Genomic DNA, 20,474 nt, shown 5'->3' on the forward strand with positions numbered 1-20,474 from the left:
AACGATTGGCCATTGGCGGTGAATCGACACGCATTCTAGCGCGTATCGCCGGCAATTCTACAACGGATTTTCCCTATATTCGCATTCAGGGCAACGACTTACGGGCTTGAAACCGCGAGTTTTGCCGACGAAGCCGGGTGATTAAAGTAACGCAAACGTTTTCCCAATAGTTATGGGAACGTTAAATTCAGGTCAATCATTTTCAGATTTTGTAAATGTCAAATCCGAATTAACAATTGTCCCATTTCACTCGCTCAATTTGAATTTCCCGCTGATTAAGGCTGCGCAAACGTTACCGGCGGATTCGAATACCCTGGGCAATATCACCAATTGTTAGCTCGAATTGACAGTGCGTCTCACTTGCTGGATTCGCGTTCGATTTCTGCGGCCAGTTCGGCGATCTGCGATTCTGCGAACACGCGGATGCCGTGCTGTTGCAACAACGCGACAGTGACGCCGGTAGCGGGATGGGTTTGGCCGTTGAACGTGCCGGTGTAGATGAAGGTGCTGCCGCAGGAGGGGCTGCCGTCGGCGAGCAGCGCATAGCGGCAGTTTTCTGCCTTCGCGCGGTTTAGCGCGTGCTGGGCGCCCGCGATGAAGAGCGCGGTGACGTCCGCGCCGGTGTTGTCGTTGATGGTGGCGTGGTGTGCGAGGACGTCGGCGCCGGTGCGGCGCAGTTGTATTTCGGCCGGCGGCCGCGGGGTCGGGAAGCCGGCGGCCACTTCGGGGCAAACGGTGACAAGGCGGCCTTCGTCACGCCAGCGGGCCAGCCATGTGTCATGGGTGGGTTTGGCTTTGCCGTTGTAACGGACCGGGTGGCCGGCCAGGCAGGCGCTGATCAGGATCTTCAGCATGGGAGTTGGGGGGTTGGGTTGGGTTGGTTTTGCCCTGCGGGCTGCTTTTTTGGGGGTGTTGGGATTGTAATGGGGTTTGTTCGTTTGTTCGTTTGTTCGTTTTTGGTGTGCTTTTGGTTTTTTTGTTATTCCATTAGGGATGCTGATTTTTTCCATTCGGCAATGATCCTGTCGGATTGCTTGCTCAGTGCCTCGTTCCTCCGTTTGCCTATGGTTTTAGCCTTTTCTTGGTTTGGCTTCTTTGGCCTCTCCTTGATTTGATAGCGGTCTGTTTTTCTGTGCTTTTATGGCTTTGGCCTCTCCTTGTTTTCCTGGTGGTCTATTAGCGTTCCCCCTGTGCGGGGGGGCACCTACTTTTCTTTGCCTGCCGCAAAGCAAAGTAGGCAAAAGAAAGCGGCTCACACCGCCAGCTCATAAGCGGGTCCCCTGGCTTGGAGGGGGCAGTGGTGCATCTGGAATCCGTGTCCTCGCACACTCCGCGCAAGTGACAAAGGATTCATTCGCTCCCACTCCGCACTGCGTGCGTCGCGGACGGGTCTGCAAGGGAAACCCCCGGGCTTCGGTTGGGCTCGGTTGGGCGTGATAGAGGACATCGGCCTCGGCTAGACGATGGTGGGGTCATCGGCTGCGTCTCGGCGAGGCGTCAAATGTGCAAATGCGCCGTACTTCCTGGAATGCTCTTGCCTCACCTTGACCCACGGGCAAGTCACCCCGGCTCGTACAGTTAGAAGTCCGTACTTCGAGAAGAGGCGATAAAACCGGTATCGACCGAATTGCCGAGCCGAACGAGTCGTGAGCGCGAATGGGCAGCGGGCGGTTTGCGAAATGGGCGTCGGCGCGCGCAGCGCCGCCGGAAGTATGATGGCCTTGTCACCAGGGCGGAATGTGCGAGAACACGGATTCCAGATGCACCACTACCGTGGCTGTGCGGGGGACCCGCTTAAGAGTTAGCGGTTTGAGCCGCTTTCTTTTGCCTACTTTGCTTTGCGGCAGGCAAAGAAAAGTAGGTGCCCCCCCGCACAGGGGGAACGCTAATAGACCACCAAAAAATCAAGGAGAGGCCAACGCCGCACGCATACAACCAAGCGCCGCACAGGCAAAAAAAACCTAAAACACCCCCATCAACCTGGAAAGCACCGAAACATACTCCCCGTAAAGGGGATCACTCTTAACCTGATCAGGTTCCCTCGGCCTCACCAACTCAATCTTCACATCGTGAATCACCCTCCCTGGTCGCTCCGACATCACCAGCACCCGGTCAGACAAAAACACCGCCTCATGAATACTGTGAGTCACCAGCAAAACAGTCAGCGTACTCCGCTGCCAGATTCTCAAAAGCTCAACATTCAACCGATCCCGCGTCAACGCATCCAGCGCGCCAAACGGTTCATCCATCAACATCACCCGTGGCTCGAGCAGCAGAATCTGCCCAATCGCGGCCCGCTGCCTCATCCCACCAGACAACTCATGCGGATACCGGTCGGCAAATGCCGTCAATCCCAAGGTCTCGAGCAATCCAGGAAGCCGCTCATCGACCTGCGCCCGCGGCACATTCCGCAACTTCGCGCCCAACCGGATATTCGCCCCGACGGTCAGCCAGGGCAGCATATTGCTGGTCTGAAACACCACGCCAATATCCGGCACCGGCGCGACAATCGGCTCGGCGCCAAGCAGAATCCGTCCACCGTCGGAGGGCACCAGCCCCGCCACCATCCTCAGTAAGGTGCTCTTGCCGCAACCGCTCGGCCCAAGAATCGAGACGAACTCGCCCTGGCGAATCTGCATCGACACATCGTCAAGCGCGCTGAACGCCTCCGCCCCACCCCGCGCGGCGAATCGCTTGCTGACCTGCTCGACGGAAATCAGTGCGGGCGCCGCTTCGTCGCGATGCAATGGATGAACCTGTGCGCCGGTTGCCGCGGCGCGCTGCACAATACGCAACTTGTCGACCAGTGCCATCAGACCGTCACTCCTCTCCACCACACGCCGCGCGAAACCAGTTCGACGGCCCAGTAAAACAGCATCGCCAGTACGGTCACCATCAAAATCGCGGCGAACGACAACGCAGTCTGCGCATTCGATGTCGCAAACACGATCAGATGCCCCAGCCCCGACTCCGAACCAATGAACTCGCCGACAATCGCCCCAATGACCGCCAACGGCATCGCAATCTTCAAACCGTCGATCAGCGCCGGTAAGGCAGCGGGCAAACGCAAATACCAGAAGGTCTTCGCCTGTGAGGCGCCGAGCGCCCGAAAATGCTCGTCCAGATTGCGTGGCACACCGGCAAGCCCCCCCATCGTCGCGATCACGATCGGGAAGAACGCGAACAGCACGGCCGCCGCCAGCTTCGACGCAAACCCGTACCCGAACCATACGATCAGCAACGGCGCGAGCGCGATCTTCGGCATGCTCTGCAACGCGGTGACAAGCGGAAACAAGGTGCGCCGCGCAATGCTCGACATGCTCGCGAGCAAGCCGATCGTCAAGCCGCCAATAAGCGCCAGCGCAAAGCCGGCGAACACTTCCCACGCGGTGGCAAGCGTATCGGAGAGCAACTGCCCACGCATCTCCCAACCGGCTGCAAAAACCTGCGACAACGCCGGCAGCACATAGTCGCGCGTGCCCGTCCAACGCACGCCAAACTCCCAGATCAGGCCAATCACGATCCAGAACGAGACAGTTTCGATCAATCGCTTCATGAGGGTTCCGAATTATTCGTGATCTGGCGAGCCGGTTTTCGCGTCGTTCCCTGAATCTTGCGGAGCGCTCGATGCCGTACCCTGCCCCGCTGCCTGCGCCGTTTTTTGCGCCACCAGATGTGGTGGCGGCGGCACCACAAAGCGTTCGAAGCGGTACTGATCGAACGATTCGATCGTGCGCTCCCACACCTGCGGCTCGTGCGCATCGCGCTCGCCGATCTGCGTCATCTCGCAGTACACCTCGACGTTGTTGCCGTCCGGGTCCTTGAAAACGAGGAACAGATTGTTGCCCGGACCGTGCCGGCCGATGCCACGCACAATCTCGACACCATGCTCCTGCAGGACTTTCACCGAGCGCTCCATCTCCTCGTAGCTGTCGATGAGATACGAAAAATGCTCGAGGCCGGGGCGCGAATAGCGCGGCAGATCGTTGAAGTCGGCGGAGTCTTTCGGCAGTTGCGCGAGCGCGAGATCGTGATGATCGCTGCCGGCGCGCAGAAACACCATCTGGTCGCCGATCCAGTCCGATACTTTGAGGCCCAGCACGTCGGTATAAAACTGCGCGGACTTCTTGATGTCGCGCACCATCAGCACCATGTGCCCAAGCCGCTTGGGCCGCAAACTGTTCATTGTCTGTCTCCTATGTCGACCAGAGTTGGCGCTTTAGCGCCTTACTCTGGTCCTATGCAACTGCGGTCGACGGGAGTTGGTGCTTTAGCACTTACTCCTGTCCCATGCACCGTATGTCGACCAGAGTTGGCGCTTTAGCGCCTTACTCTGGTCCCATGCAACTGCGGTCGACGGGAGTTGGTGCTTTAGCACTTACTCTGGTCCCCTGCCACGTAGTGGCGCTGCGCCAGCGCCTCGTTCTCCGAAGGCGCCGGCTCCCGAATAGCGTTTACTCGACAAACTGATTCGTATAAAGATCGCCCGCCTTCACCTTCGCGCCGGTGCCGAACGCACGCGACACGAACGCGGCGGTGGCATCCATGCGCGCGGGACGCAGCCAGCCGGTCTTGTGCTGCGCGGGATCGTCGGCGATCAGCCCATTGGTTTCGACGATCTGCTGCAACAGGATCGCCTTGTCGAGCACTGGATAGAGCCCGGCAATCGCATCGGCCGCTTCCTGCGGATGCTCGCGCATCAGCGCATAACCGCGATACGTCGCGGCGACAAACCGCTTGACCACATCCGGATGCTGCGCCACGAAGGTATCGGTGGTGACAATACCGTTGCCCATCATGTCCAGACCAAAGTCCCGGTAGTAAACCTTGCCGAGCTGCTGTCCGGCCCGCTTTGCCAACGCGGCCTGCACCGGCAGGCTCGCGCCTTCCCAGCACTCCGACAGGTCGATGCGCTTTTGCAGCAGCGCGGTATTGATCACAGCCGGGTCGAGGCGCACGGTCTTGATCGCGTCAGGCGCCATGCCGTTCTGCTTGAGCCACGCGGGCATGATGTTCTGCACCGGCGACGCCCCGCCACCGCCAAGCGTCATCCCCGAGAGATCCTTCAGCGTGTTCACCTTGAAACCGGGCCGCTCGAGATAACACATCGCGCCTGGCCAGCGCGTATTGATCGCACCGACCATCACCGCATGGCCGCCATGCGCGCGATTCAGCATCACGCTGACGGGGTCGCCGTAGCCGAATTCGAACAGACCTTCATCCACTTCATTGACGGTGCGCTGGCCGCCATATCCACGCATCACACTGACGTCGAGACCCGCGTCGCGGTAGTAGCCCTTCGCCTGTGCGAGCAGAATGCCGCCGGTGCTTCCTTGCGGCAGCCACGCCAGATTGACGCGCACTTTGTCGGCCGCGTGGGCACTCGTGAACGGCGCCGTTGCGGCCAACGCCAAAGCCAGCGCGCTCAATACCGCCTGCCGTTTGAGTGGCCGAACCACCTGTCCTACCGCGCGCCGTATCCGCTGCAACATGTCGTGTTTCCCGTCTATGAGTGGAGTGAGTCGATCGCTCCGCGAGCGTGCTGACGCTCAGCCGGCAACCAGCGGATTCTCGATCGACCCGATCCCGTCGATCGAAGCGACCATCACATCACCCGCCTTCAGGTAAATGCCGCGCCCCATGCCGACGCCGGTCGGCGTGCCCGTTGCGATCAGATCGCCCGGTTGCAGCGTGAGGATCGTCGATAGATATTCGATCTGCTCGGCGATGTTGAAAATCATCCCGGAGGTGTTGCCGTCCTGCATCATTTCGCCATTCACCGCGAGACGCATGCGCAGATTCTGCGGCTCGGCGATACACGCGCGCGGCACGAACCAGGGGCCGAGTGGACCAAAGGTATCGAAACTCTTGCCGCGAAACCAGTCGTGTTTGAACGGATAGTCGGAGCGGCGATTCAGGTCGCGCGCGCTGACGTCGTTGAGTATCGTGTAGCCGGCAATGTAGTCGTAAGCGTCTTCTTTCGCGATATGGCGGCCGGTCCTGCCGATCACCACGGCCAGTTCCACTTCCCAATCGACCCGCTCCGCGTGCGGCGGAATCACCACGTTGGCAAGCGTCGGCACCACGCTCGTTTCGGCCTTCATGAACATGTATGGCGTGCTCTCCTCGCGCGGCGCCAACTCGGTTCCCATCTCCTGCGCGTGTTCGTAGTAGTTCGACGCCGCCGCGAAAATACGCCGCGGCTGGTACGGCACACACAGCGTATGGCCATCGAGCGGCGCGACATCGAGCGTGCCCGCCTCGATTGCCCGCGCCGCGGCTTCGAGCCGTTCGACGGCCGCCGCGCCGCCCGTCTCCCACCCGGCGATCAACGTGCCGACGTCGCCAAGCGGCAGCGCCGAAGCGGTTTGCTTCAACACCGCCTGGGCGTCGTACAGCATGTCGCCGACCGCCAGACCGGTGGCCGTGCGGCCGTTCAATTCATAAGTTGCGATACCAAACCAGGTCACGTATTGCCTCGCTTTTTGTGTTTGTAGGGGGTTAGTTAGCTGCCGTCGAGGATTCAATATTTCGTATACATTCAGTCATTTGTGTATTTTTATCGAAATTCTCGTATACACCAATCGGGGCATGAACACGTTCGCGCGTACACTGCATGGGCCTGCAGAGGCCGGATATGCGCGGTGGCGATTGAGGCGGTTGGGCCGCTGGCGCATAATGGGGCCGCTTGCTCACGGTTTCGCTCAACCCACAACCATCACGATGACGACGCTCTCCTCCAAGATTTACCGCCTGCTGTGCGACGAGATCATCGAGGGCACGCTTGAACCGGGCCAGAAGCTCGAAGAAGCGGCACTCGCCGAACGCTTCAACGCCTCGCGCACACCGATCCGCGAAGCGCTGCGCGAACTCGCCGCGCGCGGCCTCGTCGAACTGACGCCCCGCAAAGGCGTGGTGGTCGCGCAGTTCAGCATCGACGAACTGGCCGACATGCTCGAAGCGATGTGCGAACTCGAAGCGTTGTGCTGCCGGTTGAGCGCGCAGCGTATGAGCCTCGTCGAGAAGAAACAGCTCGAAGAGCTCCAGACCGAAATGAACGCCGCGATCGCGCGCGGCGACGAAACGGAGTACTTCCAGCTCAATCGCGAATTCCACGAACTGATCTGCAAGGGCGCGCAAAGCAAATCGCTGGCGTCGATCATGTCCGTTCAGCGGCAGCGTCTGGCGGGTTTTCGCGCCGCGCAGCCGGCTTCGCCGTCGCGCTTCGAGGCGGCAACCGACGAGCATCGCGAGATCGTCTCCGCGATCCTCAACTCCGAACCGGAACGTGCGTATAACGCGATGCGCGACCACACCGCACGGCTGTCGATCGTCGTGCTCGGCCGGCTCAAGCGCCAGCGCACCGAGCGCGAAAGCGCCTGACACACGGCGCACGGCGCGACCCTGCTCGCGCGGCAGACACTGCGCCGGTTGCGTAGGCGGCACGTGCTGCATCGGGCGCCGGCCATGCGCCGGCTGAGATCGCTGCCGGTTCACGCGGCCACCGCCGCGAGCGACGCCACCGACGGCATCGAAAAATCCAAGGCCTGAAGCTGCTGCAACAGCGCGGCGGACTGCGCCGGATTCATCGGCGTGAGCGGCGGACGCACCCGCGTCCATTCAGCATCGTGTGCAAAGTGCGCGACGATGCTTTTCAACGCAGGGATCATCGGTTGCGCCTGCACCGCGAGGCGCACCGTCGCGACCTTGCCTTCCCACATCACCCTTTCTTCCAGCGTCGCCGCATTCAGCAGGCTGGCGATCGCATGCGGCTGAATATTCGCGGTGGCCGAAATGCAGCCGGCCGCGCCCAGCGGCAGCGCTTTACCGAGCAAAGCCTCGGACGCGGGAAACACCGCGAAGCCGGGAAACTTCTCGAGCATCGCCGCGGTGTTGGCCCAGTCGCCTGAACTATCCTTGACGCCCACCACGGTTTGCGGATACGCCGCGATCAGCCGCTCGATCAGCGTGTGCGTGATCGGCACGCCGGTGAACTGCGGAATGTGATACAGCAGCACGCGCAATTGATCCGAGCCGACGGCCTGGATCACGTCGGAGTAGTACGCGAACAGACCGTCTTCGCTCACGCCTTTGTAGAAGAACGGCGGCAGCATCAACGCGCCGGCGCAACCAGCCTCGGCAGCGTGACGCGTCAATGCAATCGCATCGGGCAGCGCGCATGCGCCGGTGCCCGGCAATAGCTGCGCTGGGTCGATGCCGGCTTCGAGCACCTGATCCAGCAACGCGTGACGTTCGGCAAGACTCAGCGAGTTGGCTTCGCTATTCGTGCCGAACAGCGCGAGCCCGGCGCCCTGCCCGACCAGCCACCGGCAAAACGCGACGAAGCGCGGCGCATCGACATCCAGCCCGGCCGCGAACGGCGTGACGACCGGCGCGAATACACGTGGCCTGGAAAAAGCGGACGGACGACTGACGGACATGCGGATCTCCTGATTAACTGGACGGATAGACGTAGACGTGGAGGTGGAAGATCACGCGCTGAAAAAGTCGAGCATCGCGTCGCCCAACAATGTCTCGCCCGAATCGAAATGCGCGACCACCGATGTGTGGTTGTGCCGCAGCATCTGCATGAAGCGCGCTGCGCGTTTGGGCGCGGCGTCACCGGCACGCTGACGCGCTTGCAGGACACGCTCGAAGAAAGCCGCACCGTAGGCGTCCAGATAAGGGTTCTCGTATTCGGCGACGACCACCATCAGCGGCGTGTCGAAATGCGCCGCATGGGTCAGCGGCGAACGCTCGGCGTAGCGGGTTTCGTCCGCGCCGAAATAGGCGCGCACGCCGGCTGCGTTCGGGTTATCGGCAAGCACGTCGGCAGCCAGCCGCGCGCTGATCAGCACCGCACCCGCGACGGCCGAAGCACCTTCACGCAGCCCGGCATACAGCGGATCGCATAAATACGTGGCGACATGCGCGCCGCCCGCCGAATGCCCGACCAGAAAGATCCTTCGTGGATCGCCGCCGAATCCCGCGACGTGTTGCTGTGCCCACGCCAGGGCGGCGGCGACGTCATCCGCGCCGGCCGGATAAGGCGCCTCGGGCGCGAGCCGGTATTCGACGTTCAGTGCGACGCAGCCCTGCCGCGCGAACCAGCGGGACACGTTGTCGTAAATGAGTCCGTTGAAGCTCTTGCTGCCGCGCAAAAACGCACCGCCGTGGACGAACAGTACGACGTCGGCGTTGCCCTTCTCCCGCGTCCGCGCGGCGGCAAACACATCCAGACGTTGCCGCTCATGGTCGCCGTACGCGATATCGCGCGCCACCTCGAGCGGCTCGCCCGCATCGCGCGCCGCCGCCACCAGCGGCGAATACGCGTCGATCACCAGATCGCGATGCGCATTGATATCGCGCCCCCAGACCGGTCCGATCTGCGCGAAGCGCTGCCTGAGCGTGGCGGAAAGACTGCCCAGCGGTTCCTGCAAGGTGTGCATCGGTGGTCCTAATACGGTGCGGCGGATCGGCGCCAATGGCGCAAACGGCGCAAACGGCATCGACCCGCGGATGAGAACCATTCTGGTATATCAATTCGTTTTTGTGTATACATTTGTTATACGTAGTATACCTGGTGAAGTTGCGGACACACTTGATTCAAAGTCACGGCAAGCCTCTCTACGCCGGCGGGCGATTCATTCGCAAGAAAACCGGAACAACCCAAGCCGGCCCAACCCAAGGACATCTCATGGACAAGCTCCGCCACATCGCGCTTTCGGTCGACGATCCCGAAGCCGCCGCGCAATTCTTCGAACAGGCATTCGGCATGCGCCGCGCGGGCAACGCGATGCGCGGCATCTATATGACGGACGGCACGATGAACGTGGCGCTCCTCAACTTCAAGGACGAGACCGTCCCCGGTTATGCGGGTCTGAAGGACGTGCGCGGCGTGATCCACTTCGGCATGTGGGTGGACAGCGTCGAAGACACCGCGGCGCGCGTGGTCGCGGCGGGCGGCACATATCTGACGGGACGCCACGAAAAAGATCCGAACGTGTTCTACGAAGTGAAGTACCGCATGCCGGACGGCACCGTGTTCGATATCACCGAAAACGGCTGGAAAGGCGCGGTCAAGGAAGTCGCGCCAGCGGCCGATCCACAAGCATGAGCGCGGTCACAGGCGCGAGCGGCACCCATGTGCTGGCGCTGATCCCGCTGCCCGACGCGACGCTCGATGCGCTACGGCGCAACTACACGCTTCACTATCACCCCGGCGGTTGGGACGCGGCGCTGTCGGCCGGCGTCGATCCGGCGAACGTGCGCGCGGTGGTGACCAACGGCTCGAGCGGTTTGTCCGGCGCGCAGATGGCCGCGCTGCCCGCGTTGGAGATCGTCAGCGCGTTCGGTGCGGGCTACGAGAACGTCGACGTGGCCACCGCCACGCGACGCGGCATCGCGGTGACCCATGCGCCCGGCGCGAATGCGGCGACCGTCGCCGATCATGCCATCGGGCTGCTGCTCGCACTCGCACGCGGCTATGCGCCGCTCACCGACGCGGTGCGCGCCGGGCGTTGGCATGCCTCGCGCGCCGAGCGGCCCACGCTGACGGGCGCGCGCCTGGGGCTGGTCGGGATGGGACGCATCGGCCGGCTGATCGCGGCGCGCGCACAGGGCTTCGACATGACGCTCGGCTATCACGGACGCCAACCGCATGCCGACGCGCCAGGCCGCTACTACCCGGCGCTCACCGAACTGGCCGCCGACAGCGATTTTCTGGTGATCGCCTGCAACGGCGGCGCCGCGACCCGGCATCTGGTCAACCGCGAGGTACTGCAAGCGCTGGGGCCGAACGGCTACGTGGTGAACGTATCGCGTGGTTCGGTGCTCGACACGCAGGCGTTAATCGACGCGCTGGCTCACGCCGCGATCGCCGGCGCGGGACTCGACGTGATCGAAGACGAACCCGAGGTGCCGGCCGCGCTGCTCGATCATCCGGGCGTGCTGATCACGCCGCACATCGCGGGCCGCTCGCCCGCTTCGTTGATCGCGCAGCGAGACGCATTGCTCGCCAGTCTGTCCCAGCACTTCGCGCACGCCCCCATCGAATTCGCGGTGCGTACGGCCTGAAACGTGACGGCGCAGCGTCGCGCCGTCGCTTGACGCTTGACTGCTGTATCGCCGTCGCCTCGCTGTTTTCCCGCTCTCGCGTTACTGCTCTGGCGCCGTCGCGTCGCTGCTGTCCTGCTGTCGACTCACTGTTGTCCCGCTGTTTTCCCGTTGCCTGCTCGTTGTTCCCAACTGCACAAGAGAATTCGCCATGAACGTTCGATCGTTGGGCGCGCTCGCGCTCAGTTGCGCCGCCGCATGGGGACTCGCGTCCCACGCCGTGAAAGCGCAAACCTCCGTCACGCTGTATGGGCTCGTCGGTCTCGACATCGCCAGCACCAAACGCAGCAACGGGCCGCCCGCCGCTATCGCCGAACAGAGTCCGGGATTGACGGCGCCTTACTGGGGCATCCGCGTCAACGAGGAACTCGGCGCCGGCTACCGCGCGATCGCCGTGCTCGAGAGCTTCTTCCAGCCGACTAACGGCGGCATCGGCCGCACCGCCGCCGATCCGTTCTGGGGACGCAATTCGTATGTCGGTATCGCCGGGCCATTCGGACGCGTGACGCTCGGGCGGCACACCAACCTGCTCTACCTCGCCGAGCAGGCGGTCAATCCGTTCCAGGCCTCGATCCTGTTCTCGCCGCTGGTCATGCAGACCTTCACCGCGCCTTATGGCGGCGCGATCGTGGGCGATACCGTCTGGAACAACGGCATTCAGTACACCAGCCCCAATCTGAACGGGCTGACCACCACCGCGGTGTATGCGCCGGGCGGTTTCGTGGGCGCGAACGGCACGTACAACGCCGCACTCTCGACGCTCTATGCAGGCGGTTCGCTCACGGCTGTCGCGACCGTACAACGCACGCGCGTGGTCGCCGGTGTGGCGTCGCCGACACAGAACGCGTACATCGTCGGCGCCGCCTATGATTTTTCCCTCTTCAAACTATATGGCGCGCTGCAAGGCCTGCGTACCGATTCGACCGACGTTGGCGCGCACACCTACGAAGCCGGCCTCTCGGTGCCGCTGACCTCGCAACTCAGCGCCCTCGCCGAATGGGCGTACACACGCCGCAGCGCGCCGAAAAACGCTGTCACCGGCCGCAATACCGGCTCCGCGGGTCTCGACTACTTCCTGTCCAAACGCACCGATGTTTACCTGCTGACCGTCTACGACAAGCTCTCCGGCTCCGGTACCGCGATGACCTATGCAGCCGGAATCCGGCATCTGTTTTGACGCGAGATGCCATCAGGGTCAACCCGCTATAACTAAACCGCTGTTTTGTATAAAAAAAAAGCTCGGAATCCAAATTTTGCCGTGGGTATAATTTTCTACAGTTTGTGTATACACGACAAAAAAGGACGTACCCGCGGCTGTCGCGCGCGACGACAGCATTCTTTATCACACGAAAAAAACAACGATCTGTTTGGAGACTGAATGAAAAAGAAAGCACTCGTGTCCGGCGCCCTCATGCTTGCATGCGCCGGCGCATACGCGCAGTCGAGCGTCTGGCTGTCGGGCTATGTCGATATGAACATCGAACATCTGATCTCTTCCGGTTCCGGCGGAAACGTGACCCGCATGTCGAGCGGCGGTCTGAACAACTCGCGCTTCAACTTGAGCGGCGTCGAAGATCTGGGCGGCGGCAACAAGGCCGTGTTCACGGTCGAGCCGATGTTCTCCGCGAACACCGGCGTGCAGTCGACGCAGTTCCGCCAGTCGTTCGTGGGCCTGAAAGGCAACTGGGGTGAAGTGACGATGGGGCGCCAATTCACGCCCTCGTACTGGATTGCGGGCTACGCCGATCCGAGCTGGGCCGCCGACTTCAGTATGGTCAACAACATGGAGTTCTTCTACGCCTCGTATCGCGTGGACAACGCGATCCAGTACAAGACGCCGACCTTCTACGGTTTCACCGGCCGGATCATGGCGACCACCGGCGTGGGCGACAGCACGCGCGCGGGGCGTTTCCTGAGCACCAGTATCGACTATCGGCACGGGCCGATTTTCCTTGGTGCGGTGAGCGAGCTGCAGTACACGCGCGATATCTTCAAGTCGTCGCAAATCCATTCGTCGCGCGACAATTATTTCTCCGCCGTCTACAAGTTCGGCGGATTCGAACCGACGTTTATCTATCACACGTACAACGGCTACTACGCGTATCCGCCTTACGTCGCATTCAATTCGCAGGGGTGGGACGCGCAGATCGGTGCGCGCTGGAATATCGACGGACGCAATCGTCTGTACGTGAGCGTGGTGCATCGTCACGACGACAACAATACGAGCATTTCCAGCGCGACCGGCGGCGTGATCGGCTACATCTACGGTTTGTCGAAACGCACCGACCTGTATGCGACTTTCGCGCATGTGAAGAGCCAGCACGACGTGCCTATCCCTTATCCGGTCACGTTCCAGGTGTATCCGAACGGTGGACAGAATCCGAGCGGTTTCCAGTTCGGGATTCGTCACGCGTTCTAATATAAAAAGGAGGAAGCTAATGCTTCGCAAACGCAATCTTCAATCCACTCTCGCAACAGGCGTCCTGTTGACTTTCGTGTCCGCGGCGGCTTGTGCGGCCTCGGAAAATGCGCCGGCTGCCTCGGCGCCGGACGCTGTGGCCTCCGCTGCGCAAGTGACGCCTGGCACGCCGAATGTCAAGGACCCCTACCTTGCCCAATGGCTGCGCCTCACGCCGGACCGCCGGCCTGCCCCGCTCAAGCCGGGTGTCGATTACGGCATGGACCCCGCGACCGGCCAGTTCGTGTGGCCGAAGGCCACCCCCGAAGTGCATCAAGGCCAGCATTTCCCGGGTGAAATGACCACGTGGGACAAGAAGAGCTATGCCAAGGACGTCAAGGTTCTGGCCTTCTACCCGCTCGTCGATTCGCCCTTCCACGCCTGGAACAATATTGCCGACTTCGACGGACACCGCTACCTCTATATCCACGACCGCGACTATTTGCGGATCATGGACGTCACCGATCCCGCCAACGGCAAGGTCGTATTTTCGCAGGGTGGCACGTGGGGACCGAAGGGGCCCACCGAGAAGTTCGACCCGAACAATGTGCACGACTACCTCGGCGGCGCCACTATTGTGTGGAGCAAGAAGCTCGGCAAACCGGTGCTGGTCGCCTCGTTCGAAATCGGCCGCTACGGCCTGATGACCGACAAGAGCGAGCAGCCGGATAAGGTCGAAGCGCAGCGTCACTACAACTCGCTCAAGGGTTTCAAAGTCTTCGAAATGGACGGTCCGCTGCCGAGCCAATGGAAGCTGATCGCCACCCGCACCACCGATTACAAGCATCCTGATGCGCCTATCGGTCAGCAGCAGGGTTCAGGCTCGCTCGATGCGCCTGAATACTACGGCGGCAAATACATGATCCTGTCGGCCGCGCCGGACGACAGCTACGCCTTGACCGAGTACCCGAACTATCTGTATTCGCCGGGCTATCAGGTCTGGGACATGTCGGATCCCGCCGATCCGAAGTTCGTTTCGCAGATCTCGGTGCCGGGGCAAAAACTCGGCAACGACGCCGACGAACAGGCTTATCTGACGAATCCCCGTGCCGGCAACCGCACCTCGTGGATGGGTTCGCGGATTCCTATCTTCCTGCCGAAGCCTTTGGAACAAGGCGGCAAGATCGGCTTCGGCGCGATGGGCGGCCTGGGTCTTTATTCATTCGACCTGTCCAACCCGGCGAAGCCGAAAGTACTCGGCAACGTGAATACCGCGCCGAGCTTCGCGGGCACTGAGTACGACAATGCCGACGTCAGCCAGTACGAGCGCACGGGTTTCGTGCTGACGAGCGGCTATCCGATGAACCGCGATTGCTATGAACCGTACAAGGACATTTTCGTTGTCGATGCGCGCGATCCGTCGCATCTGAAGGTAGCCGGCAAGTTGCCGCAGCCGACACCGCCTGAGGGCGCGCCGTTCACGAGTTTCTGCCAGCGCGGCGGCAACTTCGGTCCGAAGCGGTCGAACGCGATTGGTCAGCCGGGGGGTTCACGTCAGGGTGTGATTCCGTATTCGTTCTATAACGCCGGCGTGCAGATTTTCGACGTGCGCAATCCGGAGAAGCCGACGATTGCCGGGTACTTCGTGCCGGCTTTGGCGGATGAGAGCGAGTTGCCGAGTTATACCCTTGGCAAGGGTGTGCTGGCGATTTATACCGAGTACGACCGCAACATCATCTGGGCTTTTACGGAGAATGGGGCGTATGCGTTGTCGACGCCGCTGTTGGGTAAGCCGGTGACTGGCGCGCCGGCCAAGGCGTGGCCGCCGCGGTAATCCGATTGGGTTTGCTGCTTTCTTCATGATGGTTTCTTGAGCGCTTTGCCCTGCCGGCGGTTTTCGTCGGTGGGGTTTTTTGTTTTTTACTGGGGTGAAATGGTGAGAGGGATTCTGGTTTTTGCCGCGCTGGCCGGGGGTTTTTGTGGGGGTGCTTTTGCTGCGGCGCCGGGGGGTGGCATTGCTACTGCGAGTGGTGTTTCTGCTAGCGAGCAGACTTGCCGCGCTTGTCATTCGATTGATACGACTAAGGTCGGGCCGGCGTTTCGGGCTGTCGCTGAACGGTATCGAGGGGATTCTGATGCTGTCGCGAAGCTTAAGAAGAGTATGTTGGAAGGGAGTTCAGGAAAGTGGAATACCGGGGCGGTGATGCCCGCTAATGCGATTTCGGATGCTGATGCTGAGAGGTTTGCCCGGTGGGTTTTGGGGATTAAATGAGGGAAGGGTTTGGAGGGGGGGGTGCCTGCGCGGCGCTTTGGGTGTGGTCTTTATGGCGTTGGTCTTTCCTTGATCTGGATTCTTTGGCCTCTCCTTGAATTGATATCGGTTTACTAGCGTTCCCCCTGTGCGGGGGGGCACCTACTTTTCTTTGCCTGCCGCAAAGCAAAGTAGGCAAAAGAAAGCGGCTCAAACCGCTAATTCTTAAGCGGGTCCCCCGCACAGCCACGGTAGTGGTGCATCTGGAATCCGTGCTCTCGCACACTCCGCGCTGGTGACAAGGCGCTCATCAGCTCCCACTCCGCACTGCGTGCGTCGCGGACGGGTCTGCCAGGGAAACCTGGAGTTTCGGTTGGGTGTGGTGGGAGCTGTCGGCTTCGCCTCGGCAAAACGCCGAATACATAGATAGCGGTAGAAGCGGCCAGCATGGTACTGGCCAGGGCCGCGCCGAATGCGGCGTGAGCGCGAATGCGCAGCGGGCGGTTTGCGAAATGGGCTTCGGCGCGCGTAGCGCCGCCGGAAGTATGAGTGCCTTGTCACTCACGCCGAATGTGCGAGAACACCGATTCCAGATGCACCACTACCCCCTCCAAGCCAGGGGGCCCACTTAAGAGTTAGCGGTGTGAGCCGCTTTCTTTTGCCTACTTTTCTTTGCGGCAGGCAAAGAAAAGTAGGTGCCCCCCCGCACAGGGGGAACGCTAATAAACCAATATCAATTCAAGGAGAGGCCAAAGAATCCAGATCAAGGAAAGGCCAACGCCGCAGGCATACAACCAAGCGCCGCGAAGGCAAAAACCCCCGCCTACACCAATTCGGCCCGGGCCTCCGCCCCAACCTTCCCCCGATACCAAACAAAATAAACCACCAACAACACAACAACAAACGGCACCCCAATCACCAAAGTCATCCGAAACTCGCGAGTAAACCAGGTAGTAACAAGCGCACTCACCATCAGCCCTGCGCCAAGCAGCGAAGTAACCGGAAACCCCCACATCCTGAACGCCAGCGGCACACCCTTATGCCGATGGCGAAAAAAGAAGTGCGTAACAAAAATCATCAACCAGGTGAACATGGCACCAAACATGGACACCGACATCATCAACACAAACGAAGCATCCGGATAAACCACATTCAGCACCGTCGCCAACGCAATCCCAATCGTCGAAAGCCAAAGCGCCGCAACCGGCACCCCCTTGCCACTCAAAGCCCCAAGCCGCCGCGGCGCATAACCGGCCCGCGATAAACTGAACATCATCCGCGTCGTGATATAGAGCTGGCTATTCATCGCCGACAACGCCGCCACCAGAATCACAAAATTAATCACACCCGCAGCCCCCGGCACATGCGTCGCCGCCATCACCCTCACGAACGGGCTCTCATCCGTACCCGCCGCGTTCCACGGCACAATCGCCAGCATCAACGCCAAGGTCAGCAAATAAAAGAACACCAGCCGGAACATCGTCGCGCGAAATGCCCGCGTAATCGCCTTCTGCGGATCGCGTGCCTCGCCCGCCGCCACCGCAATCATCTCGATACTCAGATAGCTGAAAATCGATACGATCACCGCCACCCACATGCCCCATACACCCTTCGGAAAGAAGCCGCCGTGCGACGTGTAATTGCCAAACCCAATCCCCGAGTTCGCCGGCGCGCCGAACACCACATAAGCACCCAACAGGATAAAACCGACAATCGCCACGATCTTCAACATGGAGAACACATACTCGACCGCGCCGAATACCTTTACGCTCACTGAGTTGATGCCGATCAGCGCCGCGGAAAACCCCACAATCCAGTACCAACCAGGCACGGCGGGAAACCAGTACTTCATGTACACGGCAATCGCCGTTACCTCAGTACCGACCGCGAACACAATCGACGACCAGTACGCATAGCGCACCAGAAATCCCGCCCACGGCGCGATGTAGTGCTCGGCATACGCGCCGAACGACCCCGATGTCGGATGCGCCACGGTCATCTCGGCAAGGCAGCCCATCAGCAACAGCGCGATCAGCGCGCCAATCGCGTAACTCACCAGCACGCTCGGGCCGGCAAAGCCGATTGCGAATCCGCTGCCAAGAAACAGGCCCGTGCCGATCGCGCCGCCAATCGCAATCATCGATAACTGCCCCGTCGATAAGCCACGGTGCAACCCCTTCTCGCGTTCGACAATCGTGTCGAAGCCTCGCTGTTCTTGCGTCATTTTTTCTGTCTCCTCCTGGAATGCGGTTGCGTCCATTGACGCAACCGCCGGTGCCGCGCTGTCGTGTTACCGGGTCTGCTCGAATCGCGGCGCTTGTCTGTTCACCGAGTGATCATTCTCGCCGTCGAATCGATGTGCTCACATCCTTCTCTGGCGTCGTCCATTACGTCACCGATTTACGCGCCTTGAATTCTTCGGTGTCCCATGCGTCGGTCGCGATGATGTCCTTGAGTTGCGCGATGGTGTCCCAGATATCGACATAACGCACGTACAACGGCGCAAAACCGAAGCGCAGAATGTCCGGCGCGCGGAAGTCGCCGATCACGTTGCGTGCGATCAACGCCTGCATGATCGCGTAGCCTTGTGCATGACCCAGTGATACCTGGCTGCCGCGTTGCTCGGCAGCGCGTGGCGTGGCGAGCGTGCAACCGAGGCCCTGCAATTCCTGATCGGTCAGCTCGATAAACAGATTGCCGAGCGCCACGCTTTTATCGCGCAACACGTCGAGATCGACGCCCTCGAATGCTTCCAGCGCACTCTCCAGCGCGATCACGCCGAGTTGCGGCGCGGTGCCGGTCAACATACGGTCGATACCGGGATGCGCCGCGTAGTCGTGGGTGAACTCGAACGGTTTCGCATGGCCGTGCCAACCCGTTAGCGGCTGACGCACTGCCTCGATATGGCGCGACGCGACGAACACGAAAGCCGGTGCCCCCGGACCGCCATTCAGATACTTGTAGCCGCAACCCACCGCGAAGTCGGCGTCGCAACGGTTCAGGTTCACCGGCATCGCACCCGCCGAGTGACAGAGGTCCCATACGATCAACGCACCGGCTTCGTGCGCGAGACGCGTCACGGCTTCCATGTCGTAGCGCTTACCGGTTTTGTAGTTGACGTGCGTAAGCGACACGATCGCCACGCTATCGTCGATCGCCGCGACGATGTCGTCCGGATCGACACAACGCAACTCGCAACCCGTCATTTCGGCGACGCTCGAAGCGATATACACATCAGTCGGAAAATTGGTGCGCTCGGCGAGGATCACGTTGCGGCCCGGACGCATGCGCGTAGCCGCAATCAGCACCTTGAACAGATTCACCGAAGTCGAATCGGCAACGATCACTTCGTCCTGTCCCGCGCCGATCAGTTGGGCAATCTTGTTGCCGGTGCGCTGCGGCGCCGGATACCAGTCGGCGTCGTTCCACGAACGGATCAAACCGTGCGCCCATTCCTGTTTCAGGGCCCGTTCGATGCGCGCGGGCACATTGGCGGGCATCGCGCCCAACGAGTTGCCGTCGAGGTAAATCGTATCGGCAGGCAGATCGAAGCGCGCGCGGCAGTGAGCCAACGTATCGGCGGCGTCGAGCGCGACGCAGTGTTCCCGGGTGATCATCTGGCTAATTTCCTGTGTGTTCGTGTTGCTATTGCAAAGTCAGCGGTCTTTGCCGCTTAAGCGGCGTGTGCAACCGTCATCGGCAAATCGAAAAAGCGCTGTGCATTGGCGCCGAGAATCTTTGCTTTCGCCGTGTCGCTCAGTTGCGGATGATTGGCGACCAGGTCGCCAATCTTCTGCTCGCCGAGCGGGAACGGGTAGTCGGAACCGAGCAGCACATGGTCCTCGCCCATCGTCTCGACCAGCAGGCGCAGTGCCCCCTGGTCGAACACCGCGCTATCCACGTAAAAGCGCTCGAGATACGACAGCGGCGGATTCGGACAATCCTCTCGCACGATGTCGCGTTGCTCCCACGCGTTCTGCACCCGGCCTAGCAAAAAGGCGAAGCTACCGCCGCCATGCGCGAAGCACAGCTTCAACGATTTCGGAATCCTCTCGAATGCGCCCGACAAAATCAGCGACACCATGCTCAATTGCGTTTCCGCCGGCATCGCGACCAGCCACGGCAGCATCCATTTCTTCATGCGGCCGTCGGTCATCATGTCCCACGGATGCACGAGCACTGGAATGTCGTCGTTCGCGCAGTGCGCAAGAAACGTCACCAGGTGTTCGTCGTCGAGATCGCGCGGACCGAGGTGATTGCCGATCTGTACGCCTCGATGTCCCGCGCGATGGGCACGCGTTGCCTCACGGCACGCGAGGTCGATGTCCTGCAACGGCACTTGCGCCAGCGCCATCAGCCGATGCGGCGCATGCGCGCAAAGTTCGAGCGCGTGGTCGTTCATCCGCTCGGCCCAGTCGTGCGCGGCGGCCGCGTCGTAGCGATAGCCGAACATCACTGGTGTCGCGCACATCAACTGGATGTCGACGCCGAGTGCATCCATTTCAGCGATACGTGCGGCGGGATCCCACAGCGCGCGATACACCGGGCGGAAGCTCTTCTCGCCGGTCATGATCATGCCGCGTTCGCCGTCCGCGTCGATCTTCAGCCACGGCGCGTGTTCCGCGTCGAGGCGTGCGGCCTCTTCTCGCGCGATCGGCGGGAAGAAGTGGGAATGCATGTCGATTCGAAGTGTCATCGTGATTCTGTTTG

18 protein-coding genes are annotated in these 20,474 nt (G+C 61.1%); 7 read left to right on the forward strand and 11 right to left on the reverse strand.

The window, feature by feature from the left end:
• Positions 1-356: 356 nt before the first annotated feature.
• The 6 genes from PQR67_RS17330 to PQR67_RS17355 form a co-directional block, all read right to left on the reverse strand.
• Positions 357-854, reverse strand: coding sequence for a 2-thiouracil desulfurase family protein (locus PQR67_RS17330; protein ID WP_408461718.1), 498 nt, complete (start codon positions 852-854; stop codon positions 357-359).
• Positions 855-1,961: 1,107 nt separating this feature from the next.
• Positions 1,962-2,813: an ABC transporter ATP-binding protein gene (locus tag PQR67_RS17335; protein WP_408461532.1), complete on the reverse strand. Its 852-nt coding sequence runs from the start codon at positions 2,811-2,813 to the stop codon at positions 1,962-1,964.
• Positions 2,813-3,556: an ABC transporter permease gene (locus PQR67_RS17340; RefSeq protein WP_408461535.1), complete on the reverse strand. Its 744-nt coding sequence runs from the start codon at positions 3,554-3,556 to the stop codon at positions 2,813-2,815. The genes PQR67_RS17335 and PQR67_RS17340 overlap by 1 nt, the downstream gene beginning before the upstream one ends.
• Before the next feature lie 12 nt (positions 3,557-3,568).
• Positions 3,569-4,186, reverse strand: a complete 618-nt coding sequence (locus tag PQR67_RS17345) for a VOC family protein (protein ID WP_408461538.1) — start codon at positions 4,184-4,186, stop codon at positions 3,569-3,571.
• Positions 4,187-4,454: 268 nt separating this feature from the next.
• Positions 4,455-5,492, reverse strand: a complete 1,038-nt coding sequence (locus tag PQR67_RS17350; RefSeq protein ID WP_408461541.1) for an ABC transporter substrate-binding protein — start codon at positions 5,490-5,492, stop codon at positions 4,455-4,457.
• Between the two features lie 57 nt (positions 5,493-5,549).
• Positions 5,550-6,470 (reverse strand): fumarylacetoacetate hydrolase family protein, encoded by a 921-nt coding sequence (locus tag PQR67_RS17355; RefSeq protein WP_408461544.1) that lies wholly within the window; start codon positions 6,468-6,470, stop codon positions 5,550-5,552.
• 253 nt (positions 6,471-6,723) lie between these two features.
• Here PQR67_RS17355 and PQR67_RS17360 point away from each other — a divergent pair, with 253 nt between their 5' ends.
• Entirely contained in the window at positions 6,724-7,383 is a 660-nt protein-coding gene (locus PQR67_RS17360; RefSeq protein ID WP_028646313.1) for a GntR family transcriptional regulator, read from the forward strand.
• A gap of 110 nt (positions 7,384-7,493) precedes the next feature.
• Here the strand turns inward: PQR67_RS17360 and PQR67_RS17365 are convergent, their stop codons facing one another.
• Positions 7,494-8,441, reverse strand: a complete 948-nt coding sequence (locus PQR67_RS17365; protein WP_408461547.1) for a dihydrodipicolinate synthase family protein — start codon at positions 8,439-8,441, stop codon at positions 7,494-7,496.
• Positions 8,442-8,492: 51 nt separating this feature from the next.
• Positions 8,493-9,449: an alpha/beta hydrolase gene (locus tag PQR67_RS17370; protein ID WP_408461720.1), complete on the reverse strand. Its 957-nt coding sequence runs from the start codon at positions 9,447-9,449 to the stop codon at positions 8,493-8,495.
• A gap of 248 nt (positions 9,450-9,697) precedes the next feature.
• Here PQR67_RS17370 and PQR67_RS17375 point away from each other — a divergent pair, with 248 nt between their 5' ends.
• The 6 genes from PQR67_RS17375 (at position 9,698) to PQR67_RS17400 (ending at position 15,785) form a co-directional block, all read left to right on the forward strand.
• The gene (locus tag PQR67_RS17375) at positions 9,698-10,117 is read left to right on the forward strand and encodes a VOC family protein (protein ID WP_408461550.1); all 420 of its coding nucleotides are present in this window, start codon (positions 9,698-9,700) and stop codon (positions 10,115-10,117) included.
• A complete protein-coding gene (locus PQR67_RS17380) occupies positions 10,114-11,076 on the forward strand; it encodes a 2-hydroxyacid dehydrogenase (protein WP_408461553.1) in 963 nt (320 codons plus the stop codon). The genes PQR67_RS17375 and PQR67_RS17380 overlap by 4 nt, the downstream gene beginning before the upstream one ends.
• 190 nt (positions 11,077-11,266) lie before the next feature.
• Positions 11,267-12,292, forward strand: coding sequence for a porin (locus tag PQR67_RS17385; RefSeq protein ID WP_408461555.1), 1,026 nt, complete (start codon positions 11,267-11,269; stop codon positions 12,290-12,292).
• A gap of 201 nt (positions 12,293-12,493) precedes the next feature.
• Positions 12,494-13,534, forward strand: coding sequence for a porin (locus PQR67_RS17390; protein ID WP_408461558.1), 1,041 nt, complete (start codon positions 12,494-12,496; stop codon positions 13,532-13,534).
• A gap of 19 nt (positions 13,535-13,553) precedes the next feature.
• A complete protein-coding gene (locus PQR67_RS17395) occupies positions 13,554-15,347 on the forward strand; it encodes an LVIVD repeat-containing protein (protein WP_408461561.1) in 1,794 nt (597 codons plus the stop codon).
• 99 nt (positions 15,348-15,446) lie between these two features.
• The gene (locus PQR67_RS17400; protein WP_408461723.1) at positions 15,447-15,785 is read left to right on the forward strand and encodes a c-type cytochrome; all 339 of its coding nucleotides are present in this window, start codon (positions 15,447-15,449) and stop codon (positions 15,783-15,785) included.
• A gap of 802 nt (positions 15,786-16,587) precedes the next feature.
• Here PQR67_RS17400 and PQR67_RS17405 read toward each other — a convergent pair.
• The 3 genes from PQR67_RS17405 to PQR67_RS17415 all read right to left on the reverse strand — a co-directional run bounded on the left by PQR67_RS17405 (position 16,588) and on the right by PQR67_RS17415 (position 20,460).
• Positions 16,588-17,988, reverse strand: coding sequence for an amino acid permease (locus PQR67_RS17405; protein ID WP_408461564.1), 1,401 nt, complete (start codon positions 17,986-17,988; stop codon positions 16,588-16,590).
• A 163-nt stretch (positions 17,989-18,151) separates the two neighbouring features.
• Positions 18,152-19,381: a kynureninase gene (gene kynU / locus PQR67_RS17410; RefSeq protein ID WP_408461566.1), complete on the reverse strand. Its 1,230-nt coding sequence runs from the start codon at positions 19,379-19,381 to the stop codon at positions 18,152-18,154.
• A 56-nt stretch (positions 19,382-19,437) separates the two neighbouring features.
• The gene (locus PQR67_RS17415; RefSeq protein ID WP_408461569.1) at positions 19,438-20,460 is read right to left on the reverse strand and encodes an amidohydrolase family protein; all 1,023 of its coding nucleotides are present in this window, start codon (positions 20,458-20,460) and stop codon (positions 19,438-19,440) included.
• Between the last annotated feature and the right edge of the window lie 14 nt (positions 20,461-20,474).

The organism is Paraburkholderia fungorum, from assembly GCF_046026025.1.
Lineage (GTDB): Bacteria > Pseudomonadota > Gammaproteobacteria > Burkholderiales > Burkholderiaceae > Paraburkholderia > Paraburkholderia fungorum_E.